General features: G+C 75.5%; 14 protein-coding genes. 5 read left to right on the top strand and 9 right to left on the bottom strand.

Translation table 11 applies throughout. The annotated features are described in order from the left end of the window. Positions 1 to 2: 2 nt before the first annotated feature. From IR170_RS17765 to IR170_RS17750, 4 genes are all read right to left on the bottom strand, one after another. Positions 3 to 776, bottom strand: coding sequence for a tyrosine-protein phosphatase (locus IR170_RS17765; RefSeq protein ID WP_193666251.1), 774 nt, complete (start codon positions 774 to 776; stop codon positions 3 to 5). A 29-nt stretch (positions 777 to 805) separates the two neighbouring features. Then, positions 806 to 1,957: a glycosyl hydrolase family 8 gene (locus IR170_RS17760; RefSeq protein ID WP_193666250.1), complete on the bottom strand. Its 1,152-nt coding sequence runs from the start codon at positions 1,955 to 1,957 to the stop codon at positions 806 to 808. Beyond that, the gene (locus IR170_RS17755) at positions 1,957 to 2,625 is read right to left on the bottom strand and encodes a class F sortase (protein ID WP_193666249.1); all 669 of its coding nucleotides are present in this window, start codon (positions 2,623 to 2,625) and stop codon (positions 1,957 to 1,959) included. The genes IR170_RS17760 and IR170_RS17755 overlap by 1 nt, the downstream gene beginning before the upstream one ends. A 62-nt stretch (positions 2,626 to 2,687) precedes the next feature. After that, positions 2,688 to 3,602 carry a DUF4397 domain-containing protein gene (locus IR170_RS17750; RefSeq protein WP_193666248.1) on the bottom strand — a complete coding sequence of 305 codons (915 nt, stop codon included), beginning with the start codon at positions 3,600 to 3,602 and terminating at the stop codon, positions 2,688 to 2,690. A gap of 323 nt (positions 3,603 to 3,925) precedes the next feature. Here IR170_RS17750 and IR170_RS17745 point away from each other — a divergent pair, with 323 nt between their 5' ends. Then, entirely contained in the window at positions 3,926 to 4,354 is a 429-nt protein-coding gene (locus IR170_RS17745) for a hypothetical protein (protein WP_193666247.1), read from the top strand. 86 nt (positions 4,355 to 4,440) lie between these two features. Here the strand turns inward: IR170_RS17745 and typA are convergent, their stop codons facing one another. Together typA and IR170_RS17735 are read right to left on the bottom strand one after the other, a co-directional pair. Beyond that, entirely contained in the window at positions 4,441 to 6,336 is a 1,896-nt protein-coding gene (gene typA / locus IR170_RS17740; protein WP_056863463.1) for a translational GTPase TypA, read from the bottom strand. A gap of 57 nt (positions 6,337 to 6,393) precedes the next feature. Further along, positions 6,394 to 7,398: a hypothetical protein gene (locus IR170_RS17735; RefSeq protein WP_193666246.1), complete on the bottom strand. Its 1,005-nt coding sequence runs from the start codon at positions 7,396 to 7,398 to the stop codon at positions 6,394 to 6,396. A gap of 198 nt (positions 7,399 to 7,596) precedes the next feature. On the opposite strand from IR170_RS17735, the gene IR170_RS17730 reads away from it, so the two are divergent. Then, on the top strand, positions 7,597 to 8,067 hold the full coding sequence (locus IR170_RS17730; protein WP_056863465.1) for a PPOX class F420-dependent oxidoreductase: 471 nt from the start codon (positions 7,597 to 7,599) through the stop codon (positions 8,065 to 8,067). Positions 8,068 to 8,098: 31 nt separating this feature from the next. Here IR170_RS17730 and IR170_RS17725 read toward each other — a convergent pair whose 3' ends face one another. After that, positions 8,099 to 9,664 (bottom strand): sulfatase family protein, encoded by a 1,566-nt coding sequence (locus IR170_RS17725; RefSeq protein ID WP_193666245.1) that lies wholly within the window; start codon positions 9,662 to 9,664, stop codon positions 8,099 to 8,101. 157 nt (positions 9,665 to 9,821) lie between these two features. Between IR170_RS17725 and IR170_RS17720 the strand changes: the two genes are divergently transcribed. Then, entirely contained in the window at positions 9,822 to 11,183 is a 1,362-nt protein-coding gene (locus tag IR170_RS17720; protein WP_193666244.1) for a protealysin inhibitor emfourin, read from the top strand. 30 nt (positions 11,184 to 11,213) lie between these two features. Here IR170_RS17720 and IR170_RS17715 read toward each other — a convergent pair whose 3' ends face one another. After that, positions 11,214 to 11,903 carry an aspartate/glutamate racemase family protein gene (locus IR170_RS17715; RefSeq protein ID WP_193666243.1) on the bottom strand — a complete coding sequence of 230 codons (690 nt, stop codon included), beginning with the start codon at positions 11,901 to 11,903 and terminating at the stop codon, positions 11,214 to 11,216. Between the two features lie 33 nt (positions 11,904 to 11,936). Continuing rightward, positions 11,937 to 12,737 (bottom strand): SDR family NAD(P)-dependent oxidoreductase, encoded by an 801-nt coding sequence (locus IR170_RS17710; RefSeq protein ID WP_193666242.1) that lies wholly within the window; start codon positions 12,735 to 12,737, stop codon positions 11,937 to 11,939. Between the two features lie 180 nt (positions 12,738 to 12,917). On the opposite strand from IR170_RS17710, the gene mshA reads away from it, so the two are divergent. Together mshA and IR170_RS17700 are read left to right on the top strand one after the other, a co-directional pair. Further along, positions 12,918 to 14,195 carry a D-inositol-3-phosphate glycosyltransferase gene (gene mshA, locus IR170_RS17705; RefSeq protein WP_425572647.1) on the top strand — a complete coding sequence of 426 codons (1,278 nt, stop codon included), beginning with the start codon at positions 12,918 to 12,920 and terminating at the stop codon, positions 14,193 to 14,195. Continuing rightward, on the top strand, positions 14,192 to 14,707 hold the full coding sequence (locus tag IR170_RS17700) for a type III secretion system chaperone family protein (RefSeq protein ID WP_193666241.1): 516 nt from the start codon (positions 14,192 to 14,194) through the stop codon (positions 14,705 to 14,707). Before mshA ends, IR170_RS17700 begins: the two co-directional genes overlap by 4 nt. Position 14,708 lies beyond the last annotated feature (1 nt).

Raw genomic sequence — 14,708 nt, 5'->3', positions numbered from 1 at the left:
CCTCAGGCCGGCTCGACGAGAGCCTCGCTGAGCGCGCTCAGCTCGGAGCCGTCGAGTCCGTGGCCGAGCAGGTAGGCCCGCGCGCCGCCGTGGCGCTCCTCCAGCGTGGACAGGAAGGTCCACATGGTCTCGGGGGTCGACCCGAGCGCCTCCTGCGGCACCGCGGCGATCCGGTCGCCGTACGCCGGCAGACGGGTCAGCTGCTCACGCAGCCCCGCGATGGCCTGCGCCGTGCGGGCGTAGTCGGCCACCAGGTCGTCGGCGACCACGCCGACCGCGCGCAGCAGGACGGCCACGGTCACCCCCGTGCGGTCCTTGCCCGCGGAGCAGTGCGCGAGCAGCGGACGGTTGGCCGGGTCGGCGAGCAGCCGGGCCACGGTGACGATGCGGTCGCCGGAGGCCTCGAGGTAGCGGGCGTAGTGGGCGGCGACCCAGTCGCTGCGGTGGGAGGCGGTGAAGTCCCAGGCCACGTCGGCGGCGTGGATCTCGACGTGCTCGGCGCGCCGCTCGCGCTCGCGCAGCGCGGCGCTGGTCTCCTCGGCCACCTCGCGCGGCCCGCGCAGGTCCACGCGGCAGCGCACGCCGAGGCCGTCGTCGCCGACGAGGACCTCGGCCTGGGCGGCGTCGAGGAAGGCCACCGTGCCGCTGCGGTAGAGCACGCCGTGGCGCGTGCGCCCGCCGTCGTCGGTGCGCAGGCCGCCCACGTCACGCAGGTTGTGCAGGTCGGGGAGGTCGGCGGGCGGACCGGCGGGGGCGGCCAGGGGGTCGTGGGTCACGGAGCAAGCCTGCCTCGGTGCCGGGTGGTTCACGCGGCCGGCACCGCAGGGCAGGCGCCCAGCGTGGTCGTGGTGAGCATCAGGGGACCGAGCGCGGCCCACGCGTCGCCGTAGTACGTCGGCGCCGCCTCCGCGGCCGTGTCCGCGGCCGCCAGTGCCGCGCGCGCGGCGGCGGGGTCGCCCGACGCTGCGTCGGCCCCGGCGCGGGCCACCAGCATCACCGGGCTCGTGAAGCGCGACAGCGGCTCGCCCGACAGTGCCAGCACGTCGACGTCCAGCTCGGGGCCCAGCCGGTCGGCGGCCCGCGCGGCGATGGCGCGGTCGTCCGGGTCGCACGACTCCGCGTGACGGGCCAGCACCCGCGCTGCGTCGTAGCCGAACTGCGGCCCTCCTCCGCTCGGGGAGCCGGTCGCCCGGACCGACCCGTCGGAGGACACCTCGGCCCAGTCCGGCGGCAGGCGACCACCGAACGTCAGGCCCTCCAGGGCCGCTCGCGACCCGGCGGTCAGCTCCTCCCAGCGCGGGTCGTCGGAGGCCGCGTCGAGCAGACCGGTGGCGACGGGCGAGACGTAGCTGGGGTTGAAGACGTACGGCGAGCGCTGGGTGGCCCACGGTCCGGCGACCAGGACGAGGCCCGCCGGGGTGCGGACGGTCTCGTGGTCGAGCAGCGCCGTGCCCAGCCTCAGCCCCGCCTCGGTGTAGTCGGCCTCCTCGAAGGTCCGGCCCGCGGTGACGAGGGCTCGTGCGGCGTCGAGGTCGGCGTCGGCGGCCGGGGACGCGTCGACCACTGCTCCGTCGGCCCACCGCCAGCTGAGCAGGCCCTCGGCGGTCATCAGCTCCTCGCGCGTCCAGTCCCACACCCGGTCGAACGTGACACGGTCGCCGGTGGCGACCGCGAGCAGCATGGCGTAGGCCTGGCCCTCGCTGACGGTGTCGCCGCCCTGGTCGGTGCGCGCGACCCGGCCGTCCGGCTCGACGTAGGTCTCCAGGAAGGCCCGGGCGTCGACGTCGGCGCGTGGTCCCTCCGGCCCCCTCTCGTTGCCGGTGGGGCGCAGGACGAGGACGAGCGCCGTGGCGACGAGGGCGACCACGAGCGCCGTGGCGCAGCAGAGACCGAGCAGGCGCAGGGTCCGTCGCCGCCCGGGACGCGGGGGCTCCGCTGAGGCGACCCCGCCGTCCATCAGGCGCGCTCGGTGGCGAAGACGATGAGGTTGTCCTGGTAGCCGCCCGCGTCGGCGACGTAGGCGCCGTCGCAGGTGATCAGCCGCAGCTGCGCGTCGGGGGTCTGGCCGTAGACGGCGCGGGTGGGGAAGGCGTCCTTGGGGGCGGTGGCGAGCCGGTCGACGGTGAAGGTGGTGGTGGTGCCGTCGTCGCCCAGCACCTCGACCACGTCGCCGGGGCGCAGCGCCTCGAGCCCGGTGAACACCGCGGGCCCGGTGGGGGAGTCGACGTGCCCCGCGATCACCGCGGGGCCGGTCTCGCCGGGCCGCGGGCCGGCGGCGTACCAGCCCGCCACCTGCCAGCGCGGCGGGCGCTCCAGGGTGCCGTCGGCGACCACGGCGAGGTCGTCGAGGCGCGAGACGATCCCCAGGCGCGGCACCCGCACCTCCACCGGTCGCGCCGCCGTGGCCCCCTGCACCGGGATCGTCGAGGCACCCGACGACGGCGCGGAGGAGCCCGACGGGGCGGTCGGGGCGGTCGGGTCGGCGGCAGCGGAGGGCACGGCAGCGGCCGGCGAGGACGCCGCCTGCGGTCCGTCCCCGGCCCGTACGGCGACCAGCGCCGCGACGCCCGCGACGACGAGCAGCGTCACCGCGGCGGCGCGGCGTGCGACGGGGCGGGAGCTCACAGGTCGGCCTCGGGGTCGGCGGTGCGGGGGGCGGGCGCCGGTCGGGGGACCGGCGGGATCGGTCAGGCGGTGGCGCGTCCGCGGCGCAGCAGCACGAGGCCGCCCAGCGCGGCGAGGGCGGCCAGGACGCCCGCGGCGGGCGCGGTCAGGTCGGTCGGGGCGCCTGCGGTGGGGGCGAGGCCACCGGCGCCGGTGTCGACGCCGCCGGAGGGCATGGTGGCCGCGCTGCCGCTGTCCTGGAGGGCCTTGATCTCGACGCCGCCGTCGGCCCCGTCGACGACGAGGAGGGTGTAGACGCCGCCGGCCTTCACCGCGACCTTGCCGGTGGTGGGCATGTCGGAGCCGGAGGCGACGTCGACCTGCCAGGTCTGCGCCGCGACGTTGGCGTAGGGGGTGGAGCCGCCGGTGGCGACGTCCTCGGCGATGACCGGGCCGCCGACGACGGCCGCGGAGACCGGGCCGTTGTCGCCGACGCCGGAGACCAGCCTGACCTTGGCCTGCCCGGCGGGCGGCGGGGTGAGGTCGTCGTCGATGACCTCGGTGCGCAGCGACTCGCCGCGGCCGGTGGCGACGACGGTGGCCGCCGAGCCCGGGTCGACCTCGACGAGCCGGGCCACCATGGGCTTGGCCGAGAGCGGCTGGCCGGCCTCGCGGAAGGCGATGCGGTAGCGGCCGGCCGGGAGGCGCTGGAAGTCGGAGACCTCGCCGTAGGGGACGTCGGTGAGGTTGAGCCGGCTGCCGTCGTCGAGGGGCAGCACCCGCACGTCGGCGTCGCCGGTGCCGGGGCTGAGGTGGCCCAGGCGCAGCCAGCCGGTGGTGGCGGGGGCCTTGGCGGCGGGGCCGTTGCCCGCCGTCGAGGGGGCGGCGGTGGCGCTCGGCGCCAGCGTGGTGGCCGCGACGGCTCCGAGGGCCAGCGTGGCCAGGACGGTCCGGGCCGGGGCGGTTCGGGCGGTGCGGGGACGGCGGTGCGGGCTCACAGGTGCTCCTCGAGCGTTGGCTGACGGTCGTGCGGCGTCGAGACGTCGAGGAGTCGGTGCAGCTGGTCCCCCCGGCCCGGCCTGGCGGCGACCGCGCGCGCCCGTGAAGGGTCGGCGCGGTGGTCACCAGGCACCACGGTACGTGACATACCCCGTACCCCGGGTTTTCATGCCTGCTCGCTGCCCGGCGCCCGGGGTCCCGACCGCACGGCCGGGCCCCGGGCCGGTCCCGTCGGATCGAGACCTGGAACGACCAGCGCCGGGCGGCTAACATCCCGCCACCGCACCGCGTGCTGCTAGACGACACCCCTCGAGGAGGCCCGATGGAGACGACCCTGACCCGCCGCCGCTACGTGACCACGATCGGTACCGTCTGCGTGCTGTCCGTGGTGGCCTGGGCGGGCTTCGCCGCGCTGTTCCGGCTCGCGTTCCCGCTGCCCGCGGAGCCGGAGGACCCGCTCGGGATCTGGTGGGCCTGGCTGGCCCTCGGGACCGCGGGGTTCGCGGTCGTGGTCCTGGCGCTGCTCCGGCTGCTCTCCGTGCCGGCGCCCTGGCGGGCCCACACGGTGCTCGCGTTCGCGGCGCCCGCGCTGGTGTGCGACGTGTGGACCGGCACGCAGACCGAGGCCTGGCTTCCCGACGCGGGCGCTGCCGGGGACCGGCTCTACCTCGCCTTCATCGTGGGCGGCGTCGGCATCATCCAGATCCTCACGCTCGTCGCCGAGATCCCTCGGGAACGCGGTCGGACCTGAGCCTCAGCGGGTCCGGTCACGCACCGAGGGCCCGCCCCGTCGTGAGACGGAGCGGGCCCTCGGGGGTGGAGCGGGGTGGCGGGTGCCTACTTGCTGGCCTTGCGGGCGCGGCTGGCGATCTTCGCGCGCTCGCCGGCGTCGAGGATCACCTTGCGGATGCGGACCATCTCGGGGGTCACCTCGACGCACTCGTCGTCGCGGCAGAACTCCAGGCTCTGCTCCAGCGACAGCTTCTTGGCCGGGATCAGCTTCTCGAAGTTGTCGGAGGTGGCGGAGCGGATGTTGGTCTGCTGCTTCTCCTTGGTGATGTTGACGTCCATGTCGTCGGCGCGGGAGTTCTCGCCGACGATCATGCCCTCGTAGACCTCGGTGGTCGGCTCGAGGAACATCACGCCGCGCTCCTGCAGCGAGGTCATGGCGTAGGCCGTCGCGGCGCCCTTGCGGTCGGCGACGAGCGAGCCGTTGTTGCGCGAGCGGATCTCGCCGGCCCACGGCTCGTAGCCCTCGGAGATGTGGTGGGCGATGCCGGTGCCGCGGGTGTCGGTGAGGAACTCGGTGCGGAAGCCGATCAGGCCGCGGGCCGGCACGAGGAACTCCATGCGGACCCAGCCGGTGCCGTGGTTGGTCATCTGCTCCATGCGGCCCTTGCGGGAGGCGAGCAGCTCGGTGATCGTGCCGAGGTACTCCTCCGGGGCGTCGATGGTCAGGCGCTCGACGGGCTCGTGGACCTTGCCGTCGACCTCCTTGGTGACCACCTGCGGCTTGCCGACGGTGAGCTCGAAGCCCTCGCGGCGCATCTGCTCGACCAGGATGGCCAGCGCCAGCTCGCCGCGGCCCTGCACCTCCCAGGCGTCGGGGCGCTCGGTGGGCAGGACGCGCAGCGACACGTTGCCGATGAGCTCGGAGTCGAGGCGGTCCTTGACCAGGCGGGCGGTGACCTTGGCGCCCTTGACCCGCCCGACCAGCGGCGAGGTGTTGGTGCCGATGGTCATCGAGATGGCGGGCTCGTCGACGTGGATGAGCGGCAGCGCGACCGGGTTCTCGGGGTCGGCGAGGGTCTCGCCGATGGTGATGTCGGGGATGCCGGCGATGGCGACGATGTCGCCCGGCCCCGCGGACTCGCCCGGCTTGCGCTCGAGGCCCTCGGTGACCAGCAGCTCGGTGATGCGGACGTTCTTGGTCTCGCCGTCGCGCTTCATCCAGGCCACGGTCTGGCCCTTCTTCAGGGTGCCCTCGTGCACGCGCACCAGAGCCAGGCGGCCCAGGAACGGCGAGGAGTCGAGGTTGGTGACGTGGGCCTGGAGCGGCGCGCCCTCGGTGTAGGTCGGGGCGGGGATCGTCTCGAGGATCGTCTTGAAGAGCGGCTCGAGGTCGGGGGAGTCGGGCAGCTCGCCGTTGGCGGGCTGGTCGAGACCGGCGACGCCGGCGCGGCCCGAGGCGTAGACGACCGGGAAGTCGAGCGCGTCCTGGCTGTGGCTGTCGTCGAGCAGGTCCATGAAGAGCTCGTAGGTCTCGTCGACGACCTCGGCGATGCGGGCGTCGCCGCGGTCGGTCTTGTTGACGACCAGGATCACCGGCATGTCGGCGTTGAGCGCCTTGCGCAGCACGAAGCGGGTCTGCGGCAGCGGGCCCTCCGAGGCGTCGACCAGCAGCACGATGCCGTCGACCATGGACAGGCCGCGCTCGACCTCGCCGCCGAAGTCGGCGTGGCCCGGGGTGTCGATGATGTTGATCGTCATCGGCTTGCCGTCGGCCGCGGGGCCGGCGTAGTGGACCGCGGTGTTCTTCGCGAGGATCGTGATGCCCTTCTCGCGCTCCAGGTCACCGGAGTCCATGACGCGCTCGGCGACGCTCTCGGCCTGGTGGGCGGTGAAGGCGCCGGCCTGGCGCAGCATGGCGTCGACGAGGGTCGTCTTGCCGTGGTCGACGTGCGCGACGATGGCGACGTTGCGCAGGTCGTTGCGGGTGGTGTTTCCAGACATTCGGTGCGTCGTCACTTCCGGTGGGAGTCGAGGGGCCCCGATGGAGCCTCCTCGATTCTAGGGCCGCGAGGGGTCCCCGCCCCCATCGGCGGCGGGGGCTGTGAGGTGCGCGACGACGTCGGCGGGCTCCAGCCGGGCGTACGCCGCCGTCGCGGCGGCCATCGCCCCGTCGGCCGCGAAGCGGCCCTCGTGGCGCCCCGCGGCGTCGCTCCACGACCAGCCCCAGACCCCGCCGCCGCGGGCCACCTCGACCCGGGTGTCGCGCGTCGGCGCAGGCGGCGGGGCCGGCTCCAGGCCACGCTGCTCGCGCCACGTCGTGCCCAGCAGGGCCGCGAGCGTCGCGGCCAGGGCACGTCGCGCGGTCGGCCCCCCGGCCTCGGCCCCGGCGTCCGACCCGGTGCCCGCCCGGCTGCTCGGCCGTGTGGCGACCGCGGCGACCGGGTGCTCGAGGCCATCGGCGTCGAGGCGGGAGACCGCACCGCCCTGGCGGTCGCAGCGCACGACGTACGACGACCCGGCGGCGTCCTCGACCCGCGCGTGGCCCGGGCCGTGGGCGAGCACCGTCGCACCGACGTCGGCCAGGGCCTCCACGACGTCGGCGTCGAGCAGCCGGGCGGTGCCGTCGACCGTGCCGAGCGCCCGCTCCTCGGCCTCCCAGCGACGCCGCCACCCGTCGCCGGCACCGCCGGCGAGGGCGGCGCGGTCCGGCAGTCGGCCCAGGGCGAGCTCCTCCAGCAGCAGCGACGCGTCGACGCCGGGCCACGGCTCGAGGCGGACCCGCGGGGGGTCGAGCTCGGCCACGGTGCGCTCGGGGTCGCGGAGCACCCGCGTGCCCGTGGTCGCGCTGTGCATCCCCAGCCAGTCGCCGCCGTGGCGCAGCAGCAGGACCACGTCGGCGCCGCCCGCGGCGACCGGCGACACGACCTGGGGGAGCAGCGCCGCCAGCGTCGTCGCCGCCGGCACCTCCACGGTGTGCTCGGCAGCGGGCTCGGCAGCGGCCTCGGCAGCGGGCTCGCCCGCTGCGGCGCCGGCCACCGGGTCGCCGACCACCGTCACCCGCACCGGTGCGCCCTCGCGACCCGCTGCGCCGCGACGTCCCCCGGTCCTGGGCCCGGTCCTGCCGCCGGTCCCGCCCGCCCTGCTCCTCGCTGCCACCGCCCCATCGTCGCCCACGACACCCCACGGCACCCCACGACACCCAGCACCCCACGGCGTCCGTGACGCTCCCGGTCGCGTGATCGCCCCGCCTAGGCTGGCGCCATGCCGAACATCGCCACCACCGACCGGGTCGACCGCGAGCAGCTGCTCGACTTCGTGCGCACCCGCCACCACCTGACGCTGATGACGACCAAGTCCGACGGCCGGCCGCAGATCTCGCCGGTCACCGGGGGCGTCGACGCCGAGGGCCGCATCGTCATCTCGACCTACCCCTCGCGCGCCAAGGCCACCAACCTGCGCCGCAACCCCGCCGCGACGGTGCTGGTCCACTCCGACGACTGGGACGGGCCGTGGGTGCAGGTCGACGGCACCGCCGAGGTGCTCGACATGCCCAGCCAGGAGGCCGAGGACGGCCTGGTGGAGTACTTCCGCTGCATCGCCGGCGAGCACTCCGACTGGGAGGAGTACCGGGAGGCGATGCGCCGTCAGGGCAAGTCGCTGCTGCGCATCACCGTGACGGGCTGGGGCCCGGTCGCCACGGGCGGCTTCCCGCCCGACCGCGTGCCCTCCTGACCTGCTCTGCGGAGCCGGCGCGGGCCCGCGCTCAGGACGCCGGCGCGGGCTCGGGCCCGAAGTCCTGCCGCTCGCACTCCGCGACGCCGCGGCACCAGCGCAGCGCGCGGTAGCGCCGCTCCAGCTCCTCACGCACCGCGGCGTACGCCGGGTCGCCCACCTGGCCGTCGGGCCCGACGAGGTTGCTCTCCTGGAAGGGGTCGAGCTCGCGGTCGTAGAGCTCCTCCGCGCCGTCCCACCACCGCACCCACGTGAAGCGGGGCGTGCGGACCCCGCGGAAGGACCAGCCGAAGGCCCGCAGCTCGCGGCGCCCGGAGGTGCCGGCCTGGATGAGGCTGGTGGCGCCCAGTGAGCCGCCCCGCAGCGCGGGCAGCAGCGACTCACCGTCGGTGTGCCCGGCGGAGCGCACGGCGCCGAGCACCCCGGCCAGGTCGAGGAAGGTGGGGGCCAGGTCGACGATGGTGGCCGTCTCGCCGCTCGTCGTGCCGCCCGGCACGCCCGGACCGCGCAGCACGAAGGGGACCTGGAGGTCCTCCTCGTAGGGGTAGTTCTTGCCGTAGATGCGGTGCTGGCCGGTGAGGAAGCCGTTGTCGGAGACGTAGACGACCACGGTGTCGTCGAGCTCCCCGGCGCGGTCGAGGGCCTCGATGACGGCCGCGTTGGCCTCGTCGACGGCCTGCAGGCTGCGCAGCCGGTCGCGGTACCACTCGGTGCGCACCGGCACGCCGTCGCGGCCGCGGCGCACGGCGGGGGGCTTGTCGGAGGTGTCGGGCTCGTCGAAGGACGGGTCGTCGGCGCTGGGCAGCCCGACGTCGGAGAAGAGGCCGCGGTGGCGCTCGGCCGGCACGGGCGGGCCCCACGTGCCGTCGCTCTCGGTGGCGTCGTGGGGGCCCACGTGGGAGGCCCAGACGAAGAACGGCCGGTCGCCGGCCGACCAGCGCTCGACCAGGTCGACGGCCTGGTCGCGCACCACGTCGGCGACGTAGCCGTCGTAGGTGCGCGGGCGCCCGTCGTCGTAGAAGCGCGTGCCGTAGTAGCGGTAGGTGTCGGCGATCGTCGGGCTCCAGTAGTCCCAGCCGCGCATCCGGCGCGAGCTCGCGGTGTAGGAGTTCAGCGTCTTGCCGACGAACCCGGTGCGGTAGCCGGCGTCGTGCAGCCAGGCCGCGAGGTTCTGCTCGGTGTTGTGGCGGGCGAAGGCCTGGTAGCCGCCGTAGGCCCCGCGGTTGTGGCGCACGCCGTTGTTCTGGGCGTACTCCCCGGTGAGGATCTCCGCGCGCGCCGGGCAGCACAGCGGGTGCGGGCTGATCGCGTCGGTGAACTCCGTGCCCGCCTCGGCGAGCAGGCTCCGCGTCAGCGGCATGTGCTCCAGCTCGGTGTCGGTCTGGTCGTCGGAGCTGAGCAGGACGATGTTGGGGCGGGTGCCCCGGGCGTCGGCGACGTCGGTGACCGCGGTGCCCGTGGCCGGGTCGCCGTCGGCGCGCTCCGGGGCCTCACGGCACGACACCAGCCCGCCCACCACGAGCAGCCCGGCGAGCGCCCCGGCGAGCGCGCGGACGAGCGCCTGGCGGCGGCTCGGGGCACCGGGTGGTGTGCTCACGTCGGACTCCGTGGGGAGGGGAAGGGCGGGGACCGGGCGAGGGGACCGGCTGGCCGGCAAGTAAACCCGGACCCACCCCCGCTGCGGGAATCCTCCTGTCCCGGCGCCGGGCGACGTGGGCCTTGTCACTGTCGGCGGCGTGGGCTTCGCTGGGGCGATGACTCTCGGGACCTCCTCCGCCCCCCGGCCGCGCGCCGGTCGTCGCTGCGGCTTCGTGCCGCCCTACCTGCTGCGCCGGCTCGGCCGGGAGCAGACGTTGTCGCTCGACGCCGGCTTCCGCGCGGCGCGCCCGGGCCCGGCGTCGGCGCCGCCGCCGCTCGCCGCGCGCGCCACCCCGGCCTGGACCGTGCACGACGCCGGGGCCACGACCACGCTTCCGGGCCGTCCGGTGCGGCGCGCGGGCGAGGGCGCGACCGGCGACCCCGCGGTCGACGAGGCCGCCACGGGCATCGCGGCCTCGCTGGCGCTCTTCGCCGACGTCTACCACCGCGACTCCTACGACGACGCCGGCGCGCCGGTGAGCCTCACCGTCCACTACGGCCGCGACTACGCCAACGCCTTCTGGGACGGCACGCAGCTGGTCTTCGGCGACGGCGACGGCGAGGTCTTCGGTCGCTTCACCGCCGCGGTCGACGTGCTCGCCCACGAGCTGGCCCACGCGGTCACCGAGCGCAGCGCGGGGCTGGTCTACCAGGGGCAGTCGGGTGCCCTCAACGAGTCGGTCTCCGACGTCTTCGCCGCCTGCCTCGCGCAGCGCCTGCTCGGTCAGTCGCCGCAGGAGGCCGACTGGCTGATCGGGGCCGACATCTTCCTGCCCGGGGTGGCCGCGCGCGGCCTGCGCGACATGCGCGCGCCGGGCACGGCCTACGACGACCCGCGCCTGGGCACCGACCCCCAGCCCGGCCACCTCGACGACTACGTCGAGACCAGCGAGGACAACGGCGGGGTCCACCTCAACTCCGGCATCCCCAACCGCGCCTTCCAGCTCGCCGCGGTCGCGGTCGGCGGCTCGAGCGCCGAGGGCGCCGGCGCGATCTGGTACGCCGCGCTCACCGGCGGCCGGGTCGGTCCGCGCACCGACTTCGCCGGCTTCGCGGCCGCGACGGTCGCTGCGGCCGGGGTGCACGCCGACGCCGTCGGCGCGGCGTGGGAGGAGGTCGGGGTGACGCCGCGGGCCGGTGGCGGCCGCGCGGGGGAGGACGGTGCGGTCGGTCGCGGCGCCGACCCGGGCCGTCGGCTGACGGTGCGGCGCACGGGCGGCTTCGCCGGCCTGCGCGCCGAGGCCGACCTCGACCTCGACGCCGACGACGACCCGCGCGCGGCCGAGGCCCGCTCGCTGCTCGAGCGCGTCGACCTCGCGGCGGCCGCCGCGCGCGCGGCGGAGTCGGGCGGCGCCGACCGCTTCGTCTACGACGTCGACGTGGCCGGCACGCACGTGCGGGTGCCCGAGCAGGCCCTCGGCGCCGACCTCGCGCGGCTGGTGGAGGTCGTGCTGCGGCCCCCGCAGGACCCCGCCTGAGCCGGGACCAGCCGGATCAGCCCGGCCGGATCAGCCCAGGGCGCGGTCGAGGGCGGCCTCGACGTGCAGCGTGGTGCTGGGGAAGACCGGGAGCTCGGAGTCGGCCTGGCGCACGAGCAGCTCCAGCTCGGTGCAGCCGAGCACGACGCCGCCGGCGCCGGCGTCCCAGAGCTGGGAGATCAGGTCGACCACGAAGCGGCGCGAGGAGTCCTCGACGCGCCCGTGGACGAGCTCCTCGTAGATGATCCGGTTCAGCTCGGCGTGGTGCTCGGTGGCGGGCACGTGCACGGTCAGCCCGTCGTCGGCGAGGCGGTCGGTGAAGAAGCTGCGCTCCATGGTGAAGGTCGTGCCGAGGAAGCCCACCTCGGAGACCTTGCGCGCCAGGCAGGCCTCGGCCACGACGTCGGCGAGGTGCAGCAGCGGCACGTCGACCGCGGCGGCGACCTCGTCGGCGACGCGGTGGAAAGTCGTCGTGCACAGCAGCAGCACGTCGGCCCCGGCCCGCTCCAGGCCCTGGGCGGCGGCCACCAGCACCGCGGCGACCTCGTCCCAGCGCTCCTGGGCCTGCAGCGTCGTGAGCTCGGCGAAGTCGAGGGAGGAGAGCACGACCTTGGCCGAGGAGAGGCCGCCCAGGCGCTGGGCCACGCCCAGGTTGAGCGCCTTGTAGTAGGCCGCGCTGCTCTCCCAGCTCATGCCGCCGACGAGTCCGATGGTCTGCATGCGGGTCAGTGTGACAGCCGGTGCAGCAGCGCGTCAGCCGACGCGGTGGACCTTGTGCTGCGCGGCCTGGGCGCGGGGGCGGATGACCAGCTGGTCGATGTTGACGTGCGCCGGTCGGGTCACCATCCACACGATGGCGTCGGCGACGTCGTCGGCGACCAGGGGGTCGGGGACCCCGGCGTACACCGCGTCGGCCTTCTCCCGGTCGCCGTCGAAGCGGACCAGGGAGAACTCGTCGGTGCGGACCATGCCGGGGGCGATCTCGCACACCCGCACCGGCTGGTCGAAGAGCTCCAGGCGCAGGGTCTCGGTCACGACCTGGGTGCCGTGCTTGGCGGCGGTGTAGCCGGCACCGCCCTCGTAGGCCACCCGCCCGGCAGTGGAGCCGACGTTGAGGATCACCCCCGCGCCGCTGGCCAGCAGGGCCGGCAGCAGGGCGCGGGTGACCTGCATGAGGCCGATGACGTTGACCTCGTACATCCGGCGCCACTCCTCGGCGTCGGCCTGGGCCACGGGGGCGGAGCCGAAGGCCCCGCCGGCGTTGTTGACCAGCACGTCGAGGCGCCCGCCGACGAGCTCGGCCAGCCCGGCGACCGACGCCTCGTCGGTGACGTCGCAGACCGCGGCCACCCCGTCGATCTCAGCGGCGAGCTCCTCGACCCGCTCGGCGCGCCGGGCCGCGCAGACCACGCGGTAGCCCGCGGCGGCGAGCTGGCGCGCGGTGGCCGCGCCGATCCCGCTGCTGGCGCCGGTGACCACGGCGAGCGGACGGTCGGCAGAGCCCGACCCGGGGTCGGTGGTCGGCGAGGTCGAGGGGGTGGAGGGGGCGCTCATGGCTCCATCCTGCCGCGTGGCGCCAGGTGTCCACGACCCGGTCGCCGGGTCGGGAATCCCCGGGCGGGCCGCAGGGTTCTTGTCCGGTGGACCACTCTGGTCCGTGGGCCTCCGCGCGCCGCGGGAGCCCGCAGGCCGGCGCAGGGGCGCCGGCGACGACGCGAGGAAGGGTGGCGCAGCGTGGGAGAGCTCCGCCGGCTGGCCATGATCAGCCTGCACACCTCGCCGCTCGACCAGCCGGGCACCGGCGACGCGGGCGGCATGAACGTCTACGTCATCGAGCTGGCCCGCCGCCTGGCCGCGCGCGGCGTCGAGGTCGACATCTTCACCCGCGCCACGCGGTCCACGCTGCCGCCCGTCGTCGAGGCCGGCGACGGCCTCGTCGTGCGCCACATCCACGCCGGTCCCTTCGAGGGGCTGACCAAGGAGGAGCTGCCGGCGCAGCTGTGCGTCTTCGCCCGCGAGGTGCTGCGGGCCGAGGCCGCCCAGCCCTCGGGGCACTACGACGCCGTGCACTCCCACTACTGGCTCTCCGGCCAGGTCGGCGCCCTGGCCCGCGACCGCTGGGGCGTGCCGCTGGTGCACTCGATGCACACCATGGCCAAGGTGAAGAACGACGCGCTCGCCCTCGGCGACCACCCCGAGCCCGCCGCCCGCGTCATCGGCGAGGAGCAGGTGGTCGAGGCCGCCGACATGCTGGTGGCCAACACCGACCTCGAGGCCAAGCAGCTGATCAACCTCTACGACGCCGACCCCGGCCGCGTGGAGGTCGTCCACCCCGGCGTCGACCTCGACCTCTTCCGGCCCCTCGACCGCGCCCGCACCCGCGACGACCTCGGCCTGGCCCGCGACGCCCACGTGCTGCTGTTCGCCGGGCGCATCCAGCCGCTCAAGGCTCCCGACGTGCTGCTGCGCGCCGTGGCGGTGATGCTCGAGCGCGACCCGGCGCTGCGCCACCGGCTGGTGGTGCCGGTCGTCGGCGGGCCCTCGGGCAGCGGTCTGGACCGCCCCGAGGCCCTGGCGACCCTGGCCCGCGACCTCGGCCTGGTCGGGTCGCCCGGCCGCCCCGACGTGGTGCGCTTCGTGCCGCCGGTCGCCCAGGCCGACCTGGCCCGGTGGTACGCCGCCGCCTCGGTGGTCGCGGTGCCGTCGTACAACGAGTCCTTCGGGCTGGTGGCCGCCGAGGCCCAGGCGGCCGGCACCCCGGTCGTCGCCGCGGCGGTCGGCGGGCTGACCACGGTGGTCGACGACGGTCGCAGCGGCCTGCTGGTCGACGGGCACGACCCACGGGCCTGGGCCGACGCGCTGGCCCGGGTGGTCGGCGACGAGGCCCTCCACGCGCGGCTCGAGGCCGGTGCCGTGGCCCAGGCACGCCGCTTCTCGTGGGAGGCCACCGCCGCCCAGGTGCTCGCGGTCTACGAGCGAGCGCGCACCCGCATGCGAGAGTCGGTGTCATGACCACACGCGACGCGGCCGCCGCGACCGTCCGGGCCTGGCTGAGCAGCAACGACCTCGAGGTGGAGGAGTCGGCCGAGGGCGTCTTCTCCTTCTCGCTGCCCGGCGAGAAGAAGCTCCAGACCCCCGTGCGCCTCGACATCGGCGCCCACGCCCTGGGGGTGCACGCCTTCGTGTGCCGCAACCCCGACGAGAACCACGAGCGCGTCTGGCGCTGGCTGCTGGAGAAGAACCTGCGCATGTACGCCGTGTCCTTCGCCGTGGACCGGCTCGGCGACATCTACCTCGACGGCCGTCTCCCGCTGCGCTCGGTCGACGAGACCGAGCTCGACCGGCTGCTCGGCTCGGTCCTGACCTACGCCGACGAGTCCTTCAACGCCATCCTCGAGCTCGGCTTCGCCTCCTCCATCCGCAAGGAGTGGGAGTGGCGCAAGCTGCGCGGGGAGTCCACCGCCAACCTCGAGGCCTTCCGCGGCTGGCTCGAGAGCGACCACGAGCCGGTCTCGGAGAACTGAG

Source organism: Nocardioides kribbensis (genome assembly GCF_015070375.1).
GTDB lineage: Bacteria > Actinomycetota > Actinomycetes > Propionibacteriales > Nocardioidaceae > Nocardioides > Nocardioides kribbensis.
This window is presented reverse-complemented; position numbering and strand designations above follow the sequence as displayed.

Coding starts and splice junctions, on each gene's coding strand:
- IR170_RS17760 (WP_193666250.1), bottom strand. CDS start 1,957: ATGGACGGCGGGGTCGCCTCAGCGGAGCCCCCGCGTCCCGGGCGGCGA.
- IR170_RS17745 (WP_193666247.1), top strand. CDS start 3,926: ATGGAGACGACCCTGACCCGCCGCCGCTACGTGACCACGATCGGTACC.
- typA (WP_056863463.1), bottom strand. CDS start 6,336: ATGTCTGGAAACACCACCCGCAACGACCTGCGCAACGTCGCCATCGTC.
- IR170_RS17730 (WP_056863465.1), top strand. CDS start 7,597: ATGCCGAACATCGCCACCACCGACCGGGTCGACCGCGAGCAGCTGCTC.
- IR170_RS17720 (WP_193666244.1), top strand. CDS start 9,822: ATGACTCTCGGGACCTCCTCCGCCCCCCGGCCGCGCGCCGGTCGTCGC.
- IR170_RS17715 (WP_193666243.1), bottom strand. CDS start 11,903: ATGCAGACCATCGGACTCGTCGGCGGCATGAGCTGGGAGAGCAGCGCG.
- IR170_RS17710 (WP_193666242.1), bottom strand. CDS start 12,737: ATGAGCGCCCCCTCCACCCCCTCGACCTCGCCGACCACCGACCCCGGG.
- IR170_RS17700 (WP_193666241.1), top strand. CDS start 14,192: ATGACCACACGCGACGCGGCCGCCGCGACCGTCCGGGCCTGGCTGAGC.